The 15,176-nt window shown below is 40.8% G+C and carries 15 protein-coding genes and 1 tRNA gene; 7 read left to right on the forward strand and 9 right to left on the reverse strand.

Translation table 11 applies throughout. From position 1 onward, the window contains the following. Positions 1–45 precede the first annotated feature (45 nt). From TSIB_RS07525 to TSIB_RS07545, 5 genes are all read left to right on the forward strand, one after another. Positions 46–375, forward strand: a complete 330-nt coding sequence (locus TSIB_RS07525) for a YbjQ family protein (RefSeq protein WP_048160468.1) — start codon at positions 46–48, stop codon at positions 373–375. Positions 376–540: 165 nt separating this feature from the next. Next, positions 541–1,512, forward strand: coding sequence for an ABC transporter permease (locus tag TSIB_RS07530; RefSeq protein ID WP_015849816.1), 972 nt, complete (start codon positions 541–543; stop codon positions 1,510–1,512). Positions 1,513–1,517: 5 nt separating this feature from the next. After that, complete coding sequence (locus TSIB_RS07535) at positions 1,518–2,444, forward strand: ABC transporter ATP-binding protein (protein WP_015849817.1); 927 nt, start codon at positions 1,518–1,520, stop codon at positions 2,442–2,444. Further along, on the forward strand, positions 2,441–4,594 hold the full coding sequence (locus TSIB_RS07540) for an NEW3 domain-containing protein (RefSeq protein ID WP_015849818.1): 2,154 nt from the start codon (positions 2,441–2,443) through the stop codon (positions 4,592–4,594). Before TSIB_RS07535 ends, TSIB_RS07540 begins: the two co-directional genes overlap by 4 nt. Before the next feature lie 4 nt (positions 4,595–4,598). Continuing rightward, a complete protein-coding gene (locus TSIB_RS07545) occupies positions 4,599–5,558 on the forward strand; it encodes an ABC transporter permease (RefSeq protein WP_048160470.1) in 960 nt (319 codons plus the stop codon). A 39-nt stretch (positions 5,559–5,597) separates the two neighbouring features. Here the strand turns inward: TSIB_RS07545 and TSIB_RS07550 are convergent, their stop codons facing one another. From TSIB_RS07550 to TSIB_RS07565, 4 genes are read right to left on the reverse strand one after another with little or no spacing between them, the layout of a single operon-like run. Next, positions 5,598–8,414 carry an RtcB family protein gene (locus tag TSIB_RS07550; RefSeq protein WP_015849820.1) on the reverse strand — a complete coding sequence of 939 codons (2,817 nt, stop codon included), beginning with the start codon at positions 8,412–8,414 and terminating at the stop codon, positions 5,598–5,600. Positions 8,415–8,462: 48 nt separating this feature from the next. Next, positions 8,463–8,867 carry a methyltransferase RsmF C-terminal domain-like protein gene (locus TSIB_RS07555; protein ID WP_015849821.1) on the reverse strand — a complete coding sequence of 135 codons (405 nt, stop codon included), beginning with the start codon at positions 8,865–8,867 and terminating at the stop codon, positions 8,463–8,465. Beyond that, entirely contained in the window at positions 8,864–9,778 is a 915-nt protein-coding gene (locus TSIB_RS07560) for a tRNA (cytosine(49)-C(5))-methyltransferase (RefSeq protein ID WP_015849822.1), read from the reverse strand. The genes TSIB_RS07555 and TSIB_RS07560 overlap by 4 nt, the downstream gene beginning before the upstream one ends. A 9-nt stretch (positions 9,779–9,787) precedes the next feature. Then, complete coding sequence (locus TSIB_RS07565) at positions 9,788–10,213, reverse strand: archease (RefSeq protein WP_048160473.1); 426 nt, start codon at positions 10,211–10,213, stop codon at positions 9,788–9,790. 59 nt (positions 10,214–10,272) lie between these two features. Here TSIB_RS07565 and panB point away from each other — a divergent pair, with 59 nt between their 5' ends. Beyond that, positions 10,273–11,139 carry a 3-methyl-2-oxobutanoate hydroxymethyltransferase gene (gene panB / locus TSIB_RS07570; RefSeq protein WP_015849824.1) on the forward strand — a complete coding sequence of 289 codons (867 nt, stop codon included), beginning with the start codon at positions 10,273–10,275 and terminating at the stop codon, positions 11,137–11,139. 5 nt (positions 11,140–11,144) lie between these two features. Beyond that, complete coding sequence (locus tag TSIB_RS07575) at positions 11,145–12,209, forward strand: pyridoxal phosphate-dependent aminotransferase (protein ID WP_015849825.1); 1,065 nt, start codon at positions 11,145–11,147, stop codon at positions 12,207–12,209. On the opposite strand, the gene TSIB_RS07580 is transcribed toward TSIB_RS07575, so the two are convergent. From TSIB_RS07580 to tuf, 5 genes are all read right to left on the reverse strand, one after another. Then, positions 12,192–13,040 carry a DMT family transporter gene (locus tag TSIB_RS07580; protein ID WP_015849826.1) on the reverse strand — a complete coding sequence of 283 codons (849 nt, stop codon included), beginning with the start codon at positions 13,038–13,040 and terminating at the stop codon, positions 12,192–12,194. The genes TSIB_RS07575 and TSIB_RS07580 overlap by 18 nt on opposite strands. Further along, entirely contained in the window at positions 13,024–13,362 is a 339-nt protein-coding gene (locus tag TSIB_RS07585) for a PqqD family protein (protein ID WP_015849827.1), read from the reverse strand. The genes TSIB_RS07580 and TSIB_RS07585 overlap by 17 nt, the downstream gene beginning before the upstream one ends. Positions 13,363–13,408: 46 nt before the next feature. Then, a tRNA-Ser gene (locus TSIB_RS07590) sits at positions 13,409–13,496 on the reverse strand. A gap of 17 nt (positions 13,497–13,513) precedes the next feature. Continuing rightward, positions 13,514–13,822 carry a 30S ribosomal protein S10 gene (gene rpsJ, locus TSIB_RS07595; protein ID WP_048160476.1) on the reverse strand — a complete coding sequence of 103 codons (309 nt, stop codon included), beginning with the start codon at positions 13,820–13,822 and terminating at the stop codon, positions 13,514–13,516. Positions 13,823–13,889: 67 nt separating this feature from the next. Then, the gene (gene tuf / locus TSIB_RS07600; RefSeq protein WP_015849829.1) at positions 13,890–15,176 is read right to left on the reverse strand and encodes a translation elongation factor EF-1 subunit alpha; all 1,287 of its coding nucleotides are present in this window, start codon (positions 15,174–15,176) and stop codon (positions 13,890–13,892) included.

Here is a 15,176-nt window from a genome sequence, read left to right on the forward strand (position 1 = left end):
TGAAGAGAAAAGCTATCTTGAAGTTTGAAGTATGAGGTGAGCAAGATGGAGGAATTTATTATTTCTACAACTGAAAATGTGCCCGGATATAAAGTGGTCAAAGTTCTCGGTCTCGCAAGAGGGGCAACTGTAAGGGCAAAACACCTTGGAAAGGACATTTTGGCAGGTTTAAGAAATATCGCTGGTGGCGAGGTAAAGGAATACACCGAAATGCTTGCTGAAGCGAGAGAAGTGGCCCTTGAAAGGATGATCCAAGATGCCAAAAAAAGAGGGGCAAATGGGATTATCGGAGTAAGATTCATGACTTCTGCTGTTGCTTCTGGAGCGGCAGAAATATTCGCTTATGGAACTGCAGTTATACTGGAGAAAGAATGAAGATCTCCACACTATTTTTACATTTCTATTCTACCTTTTGAGTTTGAGCTTCCGATTCTTTAGATCTGTTTTACCCTATGATTATCCGTGTGCTGAGGTATTTTATTACAAACTTATATAGTAATATTTAAATACCTTCTAAAAGTCATTTTCTCGGGTGGTGCTATGGGGGCCATGAAAATAGCACTAAAGGATTTTGAGGTAAGTGTTAGGACAAAAAAGTTCCAAAGTACGGTAGGGCTGTTTATAATAATCGCTATGGCTTTAATTTATTATTCCAAGATCCTAGGGATATCTGAAGAATCCTACAAAAGTCCTTTTCAGATGGTCTTCCTCTCGAGCTTTTCTAATGCATTTACTTACTCAATATCCCTCCTAGGACTACTCTTTGGGGCCACATCAATCAGCAATGAAATTGAAAACGGCACTATGAAGATTTTAGGAACAAAACCCATTTACAGGAGCCAGATAATCCTGGGAAAGCTTTTAGGAAGTTCCCTAATTATCTTTGCCGGGTTGGTCATATTTTATACTCTCACAGTAGCATTTGCATTAATTATAGGATTCCCGTTTTACCAAGAAGACTTTGTGAGGTTTTTAATCACATTTCCATTCAGCTTCCTCTATGGATTGATTTTTTCAAGTTTTGGCCTATTAATCTCAGTTTTCATAAGGAAATCCAAAAATGTGTTGATAATGGCCATCTTCATTTTTATCTTTTTCAACGTGCTCCTTAGTACTATTGCTGGAGTAGTTGCCTTGGCCATTGCAGGATTACCTCCCGTTCCAGAACTTCCTGAAAATGCTCTAAACCTAACAGAGGAGGAGCTTGAGGATTTAATACTCAAAGATCCCTCTTACCAAGCATGGCTTACTGAATTAGTGAATACTACAGAGAAAATCCTTTACATCGCACCAAACTACCACTACCAAGAAATCATGAGGCTACTCTTTGGGGGAAAACCTCAAATTAGTGAAGTGGTTTCAGCTATAACCTATAATGAAATGGTCGTTGAGGACAGAAGTCTCGGAGAAAGCTTGGGATTAATTCTCCAGAATGTAATTATGTTAATGATTATGTTTCTACTCCCCCTTCCAGTGAGTTATATCAAATTCATAAGGGCTGACTTGAGGTGATCAAGATGTATGCGATTGAAATTGAGAATTTAACTAAGAAGTATGGTGAGTTTATAGCCGTAGATAATCTAACATTGAACATTGAGAAGGGGATCATCTTTGGATTTTTAGGCCCAAATGGTGCCGGAAAAACAACGACAATACTCAGTATGTTGGGATTAATAATTCCTGATAACGGAAAAATCCAGATTATGGGGCATGATGTTTTAAAAAGCCCAATAAAAGCCAAGAACCTCCTTGGGTACCTCCCGGAGAATGCGACATTGTATGAGGAACTTACAGCTTGGCGCAATTTGGAGTTTTTCGCAAGCTTTTACAGAATTCCTAATCGAGAAAAAGAAAAACGTATAGAAGAGCTACTTAAACTCGTTGGACTCTGGGAGGTTCGTTACAAAAGGGTAAAAAACTTCTCCAAGGGTATGAAACAAAGGCTCTTACTTGCCAAAGCCTTAGTAAATGACCCTGATGTTCTAATCCTTGACGAACCCACAAGTGGTCTTGACCCAGAGGGGGCCCATTTAGTTAAAAGCATAGTAAAAGAAGAGGCAAAGACAGGAAAGACGGTGTTTTTTTCATCCCATATTCTCAGTGAGGTCGAAGAACTCAGTGATAAAGTTGGTATCATCGTTCGAGGAAGGTTAAGAGCAATAGGGCCTCTCAACCATATAAAAAAGCAATTTATGGAGCTTGAGGGATATGAAATAAAAATCGAAACCAAACAGAGAATGCCAGAACTTAATGTTGATGGAATAATCAGAGTAGAACGAATTGACGAAAGGAAATCAATAATATTCACAAAAGAAGACATCAGAGCACAGATATCTGACTACCTAACAAACAAGGGGATCACCATAGTGAGTCTTAAAATCGAGGAACCTAGCTTAGAAGACGTTTTCTTGAAGACAGTGTATAAGAGGGAGGGAAGAGGATGAAAAGATGGGGATTTCTTTTGAGTCTCCTTCTCCTTTTCTCCACTATCCCAGCAAAAGCTTCTCTCCCATGGATAACAGTTTTTGAAGGAAGAGTGCAAATAGGAGAAATCCTAATTGTAGGAAATTACCAGATAGAGATAACTCAAGAGAAATACTCGCTAAAACCATACGCACTCATTCGTAAAGAAGGTAAAATCAGAAAACTAGTAGAACTTAATGGAACCGTTGAAGTTGATTCAATACGGATAATAAGAGGAAGCTTTGACGATAGTGGCCTTTTCATAGTTATCCAGTACCAACCAACTTTTATTAACGAGCTAAAGCCACAAGAAGGTGATCTATTTAACATTGAGGGTTATGTAATTAAAGTTCTGGAAGTTGATAAAGCACTTTCCCTGAGTGTGAATGGGGTAGAAGTTTATGTAAAGGAAAACTCCTCAAGAACATACGATAAACTTTTGTTCGTTTATAATGCAGGGGTTTTAAGGATCTACTCTGCTAATATCTCCGTGCACTATGATAAGAGTAAGGATTACGAACTTTACTATCCCTTCAAGAGCTTGAGAACAAAAAGCGGGGCTGAACTAACCATTCCAATTACCATAACAAATAATGGCAATGATGATATAATCCTCCCTTTGGACATTATTTCAGCACCAGCTGAGTGGAGAATTGAGTTTCTTGGAGAAAGTAACAATTATGAGGTCAGTGAGATCACCCTACCTCCTGAAGATTCCGTAACTATATTTCTTCATATAAACACTCCCGAAGGTGCAAAAGGCCCTAATAACATCACTTTCTCTGTAGGAGATAAAATAGGAGAAATAACAGTTGATGTTGTTGACAAAGAGGAAATAGAAATAATAACACCGCTGTTAGGAATTGAAGTTGAGGCAGGAAGTCTGATAAGTCTTCCCGTGTACTTCATAGGGCCTGAAACAAAAAAGGCCGTTTTCCTCGAAATAACAGAGAAACCTCTTAACTGGGACGTCTATTTCACTTTGAATGGCTTAAGAATAACTTCCTTCCTTTTAAATAGCAATAAAGAAGTGAATCTTATTGTGAAAATACCTCAAAATATCGAACTCGGAACATACCCAATAAAATTCACCGCCAATGGGATAGAAAAGGCCATTACTGTGTCTATCTACAAAACACATAGAGGAGAACTCGCAAAACTCCATTTAAGTGTAATAGATGAAAATGGAACCCCCATCCCAAAGACTAAAGTTCAAATTGGAAACGAGACCTATATTACAAATATTGATGGCTCATTGGAAAAGGAGATGCCAAAGGGAAATTATAACATTACAGTAAGTAAAGAGGGATATGAAAACCACCAACTCACTCTAAATCTAGAAGATGGAGAAGAGAGGGATGTGACAATTACACTAAAAAAACTCCTACATTATGCCAAAGTAGAATTGGAAAGCGATCACCTAACAACTGGATTCGATTTTCAACCCAGTTACAAAATCCAGCTCGAAAATTTAGGAAAAGAGGATGATGAATATTTTCTAAGCCTCGAGGGGTTGCCTTCTGAGTGGGCTATACGATTCTTAAAAGACATACAAAGCAATCTAGAGGTCAAAAGCCTAAAAGTTAGTAGTGAAAGCAGCCAAATCGTACACTTAAAGATTATTCCACCATTAAATGCCAAACCAGGAGTTTATAATGCCACCCTAAGGGTCAAAGCCTCTTCAGGCGAAGAAATAGCAAAAAATATACAGGTAGAAGTAATCGGAAGATACGAAGCTTCTCTCGAAACTTCAAACTATCTCCTTTCTCTAAAACCGGGAGAGAAACGAGAAGTTAAACTAACACTAAGGAATTCTGGGAATGCCATAACTAATGTCAACATTGAGGTGAATACTCCAAATGGATGGGAAGTAGAAGTTGAACCCCAGAAACTCGCTAAATTAGAGAGCAACAGCGCCAAAACTGTGATTTTGCGCATAAAAGTTTCTGAAACAACACCTGCAGGAGAATACAAAGTAAGCATAAAAGCAAAAGCTGATCAAACAGAGAGCGAAACCCGACTTACAGTTAGAGTCAGACAAAACTCAAACTATGCTTATCTAGGCTTAACATTGCTTTTTACAACACTTATCGGCCTTGTGCTAATTATACGCCGTGTTGGAAGGAGGTAAAGCCATGAAGGCCGAAATCAACATTGCTTTAAGGGAATTTCACTCTTCAATCAGAAGTAAAAGATTTGTAATCACGCTTGCATCTTATCTTTTTATGATATTTTTCTTCACCTATTCGATAAGGGATGAACTTATTCAGAGGGCTGGACAAACAGAAGTAGCATACACCTCCTTACCCTTAACCGGAGTTGATGGAAATATAGTAATAACACCGCTTTCACTATCAACAACCTCAAATTTATCCACGATTCTTATTTTCGGCAGCATACTTGGGATTACATTAGGGGCCGATTCCATAAACCGAGAAATAGAAGATGGAACCATTAAAGTATTACTGAGTCACCCACTGTATAGAGATCACTTAATAACCGGTAAATTTCTTGGAAATGCTCTATCATTGGGTTTAATGATCTCCGTTGGATTTGTGTTTTCTATAGATTATCTCTTATTGCTTGGAATTCCAATAGATGGGTCCTCCCTTATACGAAGCTTAATAGCTGCTTTTGTAACCTTAGTTTATACTACCATATTTCTAAGTATGGGGATTGCTTTTTCAAGTCTCCTGAAAAGGTCTGAGATATCTACTCTCGTAGCAATAGTATTTGTGATATTTTTGATCCTAGTATACCCCCTAGTTTCTCCCACTTTGGCCAGTAAACTTGTTGGAGAAAAACCCTACTGTCCCTCAGAATACAATGAGAACAAAATAGATAGCTGTATAGCAATGAAGGAGTGGGAAAAAAAGAGATTGTTGTGGAAAAAAAGACTTCTAACGCTCACTCCAACCTACCATTATGGATCTCTTATAACATATGTGTTTTCCGGGGATGAGTTAACTCAAGATTATATTCCTCTCGAGGAATCACTTTCATTGGGAGTTACAAGTCTTCTAATATTTTTAAATGAACTAATACTTCCATTAGCGCTAGCATACATACGATTCGCAACTATGGATCTCAACTAGGTCCGGAATCAAAACTTTTAAAAAGGGAAATGGAAATCTTCATCCCTTAGCAACTCCGATGGGCCTCATTCTTGCCACTAGATTTGCTATTCCTGCATCATGCACAACTTGAACAACATTATCAACGTTCTTATATGCACCTGGAGCTTCCTCAGCTACAACCCTCATGCTTGCTGCCTTAATGTATATTCCCCTTTGCATTAGCTCATTCCTAAGTCTGTCTCCTCTAAATTGCCTCGTTGCTGCATGTCTGCTTAAAACTCTTCCAGCACCATGGCATGTGCTACCAAAGGTCTCTCTCATTGAACCTTCAGCTCCGGCCAATACGTAACTTGCCGTACCCATTGAACCTGGAATGAGAACAGGTTGTCCTACATTGCGGTAAGCTCTGGGAACTGCTTCATGACCTGCTGGAAATGCCCTCGTGGCACCTTTCCTGTGGACTACAACCTTGACTTTCCTTCCATCAACCTCATGCTCCTCAACTTTCGCTATGTTGTGGGCAACGTCATAAACAACGTTCATCTCTAAGTCCTCAGCTTTTTGCTTGAAGACCTCTTCAAAGCTTTCCCTCACCCAATGGGTAATCATCTGCCTGTTGGCCCAAGCGAAGTTTGCTGCACCTTTCATAGCACTAAAGTATCTTTGACCTTCCTCTGTTTGGAATGGAACACTCACGAGCTCTCTATCGGGCCATGGCACGTTGTACTTTCTGTTAGCTTTTTCCATTATTCTGAGATAATCGCTTGCCACCTGGTGCCCAAGACCTCTCGAACCTGTATGCACCATAACCACGATCTGCCCTTCAAAAAGGCCGTATACCTTGGCAATTTGTTCATTAAAGATTTCATCGACCACCTGTACCTCTAGGAAGTGGTTTCCTGATCCTAGAGACCCCAATTGTGGAGCTCCTCTTTGCTTCGCTGTTTGGCTTACTGCATCTGAGTTGGCTCCTTCCATTCTTCCGTTTTCTTCCAAGTGCTCTAAATCTTCTTTCCAGCCATAGCCGTTGTCAACAGCCCACTTGGCACCGTCTGATAGGACGTCCTCAAGCTGTGTCCAGTGAAGTCTAACTCTTCCCTTGCTTCCCAGTCCGCTCGGCACGTTCTTGAAGAGCGTGTCAACGAGCTCCTTTATCCTCGGCCTTACCTCTTTCTCGGTGAGGTTCGTCCTAATGAGCCTGACGCCGCAGTTATGGACGATGATTCCGTTCGCTATGAAGTTGTGGGCGCTGTGGTAGACGCCGATGTCGTATAGTAGTTTTGAATCACTTTTCACTTTGCGGACTTCAACTACAGGATCTAAGACAAAACCCCCCTCAAGACCATACACCTTGGCAAATCTTTCGAAATCTGGCAACAGTTTAGCTAGTCTCTGATTCCTCTTTACAATGCTCTTTTCTTTGATTTTGCTGGCCACTAAGAGTTTCCTACGTAGATATTCGGCAAATATCAGAGCGTAAGGTTTCTTGGAAGTATACTCGTAGCCGATATGGGAAAGGAACTGGTAAAGCTCTAGAGTGTTTGAATAGATGGTAAGCCTGTACATAACCCTGCCGTCGTACTCTTGCACTTTCCAGATGTGGGATGTGACTCCAAACTCCGATAGCATGTTCTTGATTGATTCAAGGTAGTCTCTGAGGTTCTCTTCGAGTTCCTTCGACTTAACTACAGTCAGGGATATGGAGTTTGGTGTGTATTTGTGTTTCTCTGTAAGGAAAGTTGGCTTGGTTCCATCAGCTCCAAAAAGCCCAGCTAAGAAGTTTCTCTTAATCCATAATGGGGCGTTCTTAATCCAGTCTGGAACATCGAATTCAACATCACTCTTCTTGCCTACTGGAGCCCCTAACTTTATTAACAGCAAGGCAAATGCTTTAGATGTCACTTTTATTGAGTACTCAGTCCCCTCTGTCTTGAATTCGCCCCATGCCGTTTTGACTTTCTGCTTTCTTTTCCGAGAGTATACTCTTGAGGCTCTGATGTTGAAATAGAATTCTAAGTCATTTCTTAGCGCCTCAAGTCCCTCTCTGTCACCGTAGAACACTGTTACAAGTCTCTTTCTTCCGTTCTTCTCCTTGTATACGTCGAAGGAGCCATCACCTATAAAGTACCCGAGAATTCTAGCAAGAATTCCTATCCGAAGGTCTCTGAACGAGAGAGACAATAAACCTCTGTTCTCAAGGTACCTGATAATCTGTCTATCCTCTCCCTCGAAATCCTCATAGGATAGTAATATCTCGTTTGGAGGTTCCTCATACTCCGGCCCTTCGAATGGGTAAATTGCCACTAAATCTCCCGGTTTAAGTTCTTCAGTGAGTTTATATCCGTCCTCCGTTAATATGGGATGATCCCCTGATGCTTTGAGAATTCTTCCACTTGATAAATGTATCTCGTATATCTCCTCTTCGCTGTCCCTCTCTGCAACAAGCATTATCCTTGAGCTATCGTTGTGACCCTCCTCAACGTTGTATACCTTAAGAGGGATCCGTTTGAATTTTTTGGGGAGTTCTCTTACTTTAATCCTGAATCCAAGGTCACTTATGACCTCAGTATCCTCATGGAGGCAATTCACATCATAACCGACCCCTCCGGGGCTTATGACCCCTTCTTTCACGTCAAAAGCCGCTACACCACCAATTGGGAAGCCGTAGCCCTGGTGGCCGTCTGGCATGACGATGGAGTACTTGTAGATGCCCGGGAGCATGGCGACGTTGGCTGCCTGCTCCAAGGTTCTATCCTCTCTCATTTTTTGGATTAATGCATCATCTGCATAAACTCTCCCCGGAACTCTCATTCTCTTATCGAACTTCGGGATCTCCCACCTAATCTTGTCTATTCTTTTTAACGGGATTTCCATCCTCTCACCCCATAACTTAGATATCTCTCAAAACTTTAAAAGATTGCGTTATTTGAGGTTTATTCTTCTTTCTTTGGGCACATAATTTTTGATAATACCGTCTTTTGCTCTTCCGCAACCAAGGTAGTAAAGCCCCCATTTTAATATTACCCACCCTCTCATTTCAGTTGAGGTTTTCAAGTCTTTTCCGCTTAGCCAAAGTTTTGCATCTTCTTCACCAACTTCAATAACGTTCTTCGTAGCTTTTGGGCCAACCAAAAAACTCCCTTCTATCGTCAATCTTATTCCATCGCTTTCAATTTTTCCAAAATAAAGACCTTTCTCCGTGTATACCCTTGGATTAAATGGACATTCTTTATATGCAAAAATCCTCCGGTTTGCCCTAACCTCGAAGACTAACTCAGGTGCATAACCATATTGCCCTATGAGCATTTCCTTAACTTTTTTGCTCATGGCTTTCTTATCTTCGCTACAAAGAACGCTTCCGTGTTGTTGTCCTGTGGATGAATGCGAAGACATTTTCTCACCTCCTCTGAATATTTCATCCCATCGAACTCCAAAACCGGAGGAGTAGAGTGTAGGGGGAGGTCTATTTTCTCAATTTTCGCGTCAGTTTTAAGAAGGAGATAATCCACAACTCCTTCGTTTTCAAGGGGATCTATTGTACATGTAGAATACACGAGCACTCCTCTAGGCTTTAAAGCTTTATAAGCTGCCATTATCAGCTTCTTCTGGATATTAGAATAAGTTATTACTTTTTTCATGCTCCAACTGAAGAGGAACTTAAAGCTTTTCCTTACCATTCCTACACTCGAACATGGAGCGTCAAGGAGTATTTTGTCAAAAGTATTTTCAAATCTACCAAAATAGGTCCCATCTTTAACTGTAACTCTGGTATTCAAAACCCCAAAACGATTTAAATTTGCTATTAAGACATTAACACGCCATTTTTTCATATCATTTGCTATTATACATCCTTTATTCTCCATGTATTGAGCTATTTGAGTGGTTTTTGCACCTGGAGCTGCTGCCATATCAAGAACAAGCTCTCCCGGTTGTGGGTCAAGCACCACCGGTGGTATCATTGAAGAAGCCTCTTGAGGAAAAACAAGACCCAATGAGTACTCAATCATATCTCCAAATTCTCGAGTATTTATAAAAAAGCCCTCTTTTACCCATGGAATGGGCTCTAACTCATACCTTTCCTCCAATCTCTCCTTTATATAATCTAAAGGGGCTTTTAAGGTGTTTATGCGTATGCTTTGCTTCATTGGTGCCACCATAAGATTCCAAAATTCCTCACTGTTGTCAAGTTCAGAATACCTCTCGTAGAATGCTTTGTTCATTTCAAGCACTTTTTCCATGAAACCACCTCATATGTCCGGAACAAGTTGAGTCATCCAAGTACCATCTTCAAATTGTTTTATGTTCATTTCATGATATGTTATTGCCTTTACCTCTTCTTTGGGTTCGTGTTTCTCACTTAAAGGCTCACCATAAGCTTTTGCTTTAAGTTTATAACCCTCTTTTGTTTTTTCTATCTTAACCTCAAAATCTCCAAATACTAAGCCTTCTGTATCATGAAGGATTAGGAGTTCCTCAAGAAAACTGTAAAGCAGAGCGTATAAATCCTCCCCCTCTACCTCAATTTCTCGCATCTCTTTTCGATCAACCTTTCTTACATCTACCATAACATCGAAAAGTGCAGTTGCAACCGCCTCAAAGGCCTCTTCCAGTGTATCCCCATAACCCCTTATTCCAATGTCTGCGGTATGCTCGTAGTGCTCCCATCTCTTCATTTCTCCCACCCGATAGATTAATATTTCCCTAAGTTTATTAGGATTAGGGGCGAATTATCATGAGGGAAATAACCACAAAGAGAATTATGGAAATGAAAGGAAAAGAAAAAATAACAATGGTCACGGCTTATGATTATCCATCGGGCCTTATAGCAGATAAAGCAGGAATCGATATTATCTTCGTGGGGGATTCTCTTGGAATGGTTGTTTATGGCGATGAAAACACTTTAAACGTAACTATGGACCAGATGGTATATCACACCAGGGCCGTAGCCAAGGCTGTTAAACGAGGTTTAGTGCTTGCCGATATGCCATTTATGAGTTATGAAACAAGTGTGGAAGAGGGCATAAAAAATGCTGCCCGATTGGTTCAGGCTGGAGCAGATGCTGTGAAGATTGAGGGTGGCTATGACCATAAAAAGCTTGTCAAGAAGCTTGTTAGGAGTGGCATACCTGTTATGGGTCATACAGGACTTACTCCTCAGAGATATCTACGTTTAGGTGGTTATCATATAACCGGAGAAACTGAAGAAGAAATTGAAGAGATCATTAGAGATGCAAAGGCTCTAGAAAAGGCCGGAGCTTTTGCTGTTGTTTTGGAGTTTGTACTTTCAGATGTAGCAAAACTCGTCACAGAAGAGGTTAAAATCCCTACTATAGGAATAGGATCTGGCCCATACTGTGATGGCCAGGTACTAGTCTGGCATGATCTGCTTGGCTTTTATGAGCATACCCCTCCATTTGTAAAAAAATATGCAGATTTGAGAAATATAATCCAGCTGGCACTTGAGAATTACAAAGAAGAGGTAAAAGATGGAAAATTCCCCAGCGGGCAGTATTACTGGGAATTCCTAGATAAAGATGATTTTGAAAAGAAGAAAAAGAGAGCTATGGAAAGACTAAGCCAAGAAGAATCCGAGGATTGATCACTTTGAATTGGAGAGAGAAAATTAGAACTGAACTCTTCAATATTACAATCCCCGGAGGCTACGCAGATAAGGTTCCCCATAGAGAAGACCTTTTAGACTGCTCCCTTGGAACAAATCCTTTTGGAACCTCCCCAAGGGTAAAACAAAAACTGAAAAATCTAGAAATAGAAATTTCCAAATACCCTGATGTCCATTATACTGAGCTTAGAAATGCCTTATCAGACTACTGGGGGATAGACAAGAATAGTATTTTCTTTGGATATGGCTCGATGGGCTGCTTCGAGAAAGTAAATAAGTTTGCCATAAAAAATGGTGCCAAAGTTCTTGGAATATCCCCCCAATATACAAGATACATAAGCGATGTAATCGTTATGGGTGGAATCTATGAATCCGTGCTTCTTAAGGCAGAAAATAACTTTAAAATTGATATTGGAGAGATTATAAACTCAATGACTTCTGAACATACACTGTTTTACCTTGACAACCCCCATAATCCAACGGGACAACTGGTAACACTCAAAGAAATTGAAGAAATCGTGGAAGAGGCCAAACAAAAAGGTGTTCTAGTGTTGATAGACGAAGCTTATGGGGATTTTGTTGATAAGAAACAATCAGCCATAAATCTAAACGCAGATAACTTGATTGTGTTACGTTCATTCTCCAAAGGGTTTGGGTTGGCCTCTATGAGAGTGGGATATGCAGTTATAAGGAACAGAGAACTTAGGGAGCTCTATAAAAAAGTGGATCTTCCATTTCCAATAACAGCAACAGGTGAGGCCTTAGCAGTTGCAGCCCTTAGAGACCAAGAATTCCTAGAAAAAAGCAGAAAACAGATAGCAACTATAAAGGAAAGGATAATTCATAACCTCAAAAAGATGTTCCAAATACCTGAAACTCATCCAAAAACCCCAATAATGCTTGTTGGCGGAGAGGGGGACACTTATGATTATTTTTTGAAACGGGGAGTACTAACAGTAGCTGGATCAGCATTCAAACCTTTGGATAACTCTTATGTTAGATTAAGGGTCCCAAAAAATGAAGAAGAACTTCTAAGAAGACTCTTTTAGTTCACTTTTTATCCTACTTACCACCAATGTGCCCACAGTTATTAAAATAAATCCAATCATATGATAAGACGTGAAGGTCTCTCCCAACACTATAGCAACCCCAATTGCTACTGCTGGGGCGGGTGTAATTATAGCAGTGGCTTTTGAAAGGTTTATGCGCTTTATTGACAGATACCACACAACTTGGCCTAGAGAAAGAATAAGGGCTTCAGCTATTGCAAATTTTGAAAATTCAAGTCCCCGAGGAAGTGCCAAGAGCAATAATAATATTCCTCCGAAGGTATTTCTAAAAGCTGCTATGAGGAATGGATTATATGGGAGTCTCTTTGCTATCACGTGGCCACTTTGCCAAAATAATGGAACCAGAAGAAGGAGTAAATCGCCTTTTCTAGGAACAATAGCTTTTCCTTGGGTTATCACCAACGTGAGGCCTAAAAGGATTAAAATAGACCAGAGAATTTGATTCTTTGTTATTTTTTCTCGCAGTATGATATAAGACAACACAAAAGAAAAGAGTACCTCAGCTCTCGTTATTAATGAAGCATTTATCGCTGTGCTAAGTTGCGCTCCATAGGAATATGCTATGTATGCCAATGCAGTCCCGAATACTCCTACTAGAGCAGCTTTTGGAATATATTGTGGACTTTCTCTGGCTTCTTTCCAGCTTGAAGTCGAGAATACAATTGGCCACAAGATAAGAGAAGCAATAATTGCGGAAAATGCAGCAAAACTCATAGGATTTGTGGGATTTGCTTTTATGACTACTGGTTCTATTCCGTATAGAAACATTCCTAAAAAAGCTAAAAATGTGCCTTCAGTCTCTCTGTTCATCCCATCCACCCAAGAGAATCAAGTTTCTCTTGTATAACTCGAGAATAAATGTTACAAGACGCTCATATAACGGTTCTGCCTCTTCACCAAATCTCTCCTTCACTTTCTTTCCAATTTGCTCTATTGTTCTTGTACCATCACAAAGGTCCCATACAAAAGTTCCCAGCTCATCCAGTTCAAGTCGCCTATACTCACCATGGAGTTTTCTCGCAAGGAAGTCCAATTTGGATTTCATTGGGATTAGAAGGTAATGTTTACCATTAATTTCTCTCAGCTCAATTTCATCATTTCTTTTTGGGATAAGTGTGAGATATTCATCCATTGTGCCCCCACCAAGGGAAATGAGAAGAAGAGACTTATAAGAGTGTTGGCGCCGGGGCAGGGATTTGAACCCTGGCGGGCTTAACGCCCACGGACTCTCCAGGCCCGCGCCTTCCCAGGCTAGGCTACCCCGGCGCTAAAAATAATGAGAATCATGAGACAAGCTCAATCTCAATAGTCACATCTTCAGGAACACGAATCCTCATAATTTGTCTCATAGCCCTCTCATCAGCCTCAATGTCAATAAGCCTTTTATGAACTCTTAGTTCAAATTTATCAAAAGTTGCACTTCCCTCTCCATCTGGGCTTTTTCTTGTAGTAATCCTTATTCTCTTTGTGGGCAATGGTATGGGGCCACTCATTCTAACCCCAGTTCTCTCTGCAATTTGCTTGATTTGATCTGTAACATCATTAAGAGCACTTATGTCCGTGCTCGCCAGTTTAATTCTTGCCTTTTGCATTTTTGTCACCTCTATAAGATCTAATGACAAAATCAATAATTTTAAAGGAAAAGACTAGAGAAGGGCTTCACTCGCCCTTCTGGATGGATATGACCATACCAGCTGCGACTGTTTGACCCATGTCTCTGATAGCGAATCTACCGAGCTGTGGTAGTTCTTTAACTGGCTCGATGACCATTGGCTTGGTTGGTCTGAGGACAACGATAGCTGAGTCACCGGTCTTGATGAATTGTGGGTTCTCCTCAACGACGTTACCTGTTCTTGGGTCGAGTTTGGCTAAGAGTTGCTCGAACCTAACTGCAACCTGGGTTGTGTGAGCGTGGAGGACTGGTGTGTAACCGATTGTAATAGCTGTTGGGTGGTTAAGCACGATAATTTGGGCCTTGAATGTGTCCCTTGGTCTGACAACTGTTGGTGGGTTGGTTGTGTGACCAGCAACGTCACCTCTCTTTATGTCGTTCTTACCGACACCTCTGACGTTGAAACCAATGTTGTCACCTGGAAGGGCCTCGGGCATTGACTCGTGGTGCATTTCAATGCTCTTAACTTCACCTTGTATTGGCTTGTGGAAGATTGTTGATGCAGGCTCAAAGATAATTACATCGCCGACCTTAAGTACTCCTGTTTCAACTCTACCAACTGGGACTGTACCAACACCCTTAATTGAGTAAACGTCTTGGATTGGGATTCTAAGTGGCTTGTCAGTTGGCTTCTCTGGCTCTGGTATCTGGTCAAGGGCCTCTATGAGTGTTGGGCCGTTGTACCAGGGCATCTTGTCGCTCTTCTTAACTACGTTGTCGCCTTCCCAAGCACTGATTGGGATGACTGGGAAGTTCTTGTAACCGAGCATTTGTAAGAGCTTTGTAACCTGGGTTGCGACTTCCTTGAATCTCTTCTCGTCGTACTTGACTGCGTCCATCTTGTTTACACCGACTATAATGTGGTTAATACCAAGGGTTCTTGCAAGGAAAGCGTGCTCCTTGGTCTGTGGCATGACACCATCTGTAGCTGCAACTATAAGAACGGCAGCGTCAGCTTGGCTTGCACCAGTAATCATGTTTTTAACGAAGTCTCTGTGTCCTGGAGCGTCGATGATGGTGATGTACCTATGAGGAGTCTCAAACTTTGTATGGGCAACGTCAATGGTAATACCTCTTTCTCTCTCTTCCTTGAGTCTGTCCATAACCCAAGCGAACTTGAATGACTTACCTTTTTCACCCATTTCCTCGAACTTCTTAATGATTTGCTCAGGAATGTTGGCTGTATCAAAGAGCAATCTACCGATTGTTGTACTCTTTCCGTGGTCTACGTGTCCGATAAACACTATATTAACGTGTGGCTTCTCCTTTGCCAT

Source organism: Thermococcus sibiricus MM 739, from assembly GCF_000022545.1.
Classification (GTDB): Archaea; Methanobacteriota_B; Thermococci; order Thermococcales; family Thermococcaceae; genus Thermococcus_A; species Thermococcus_A sibiricus.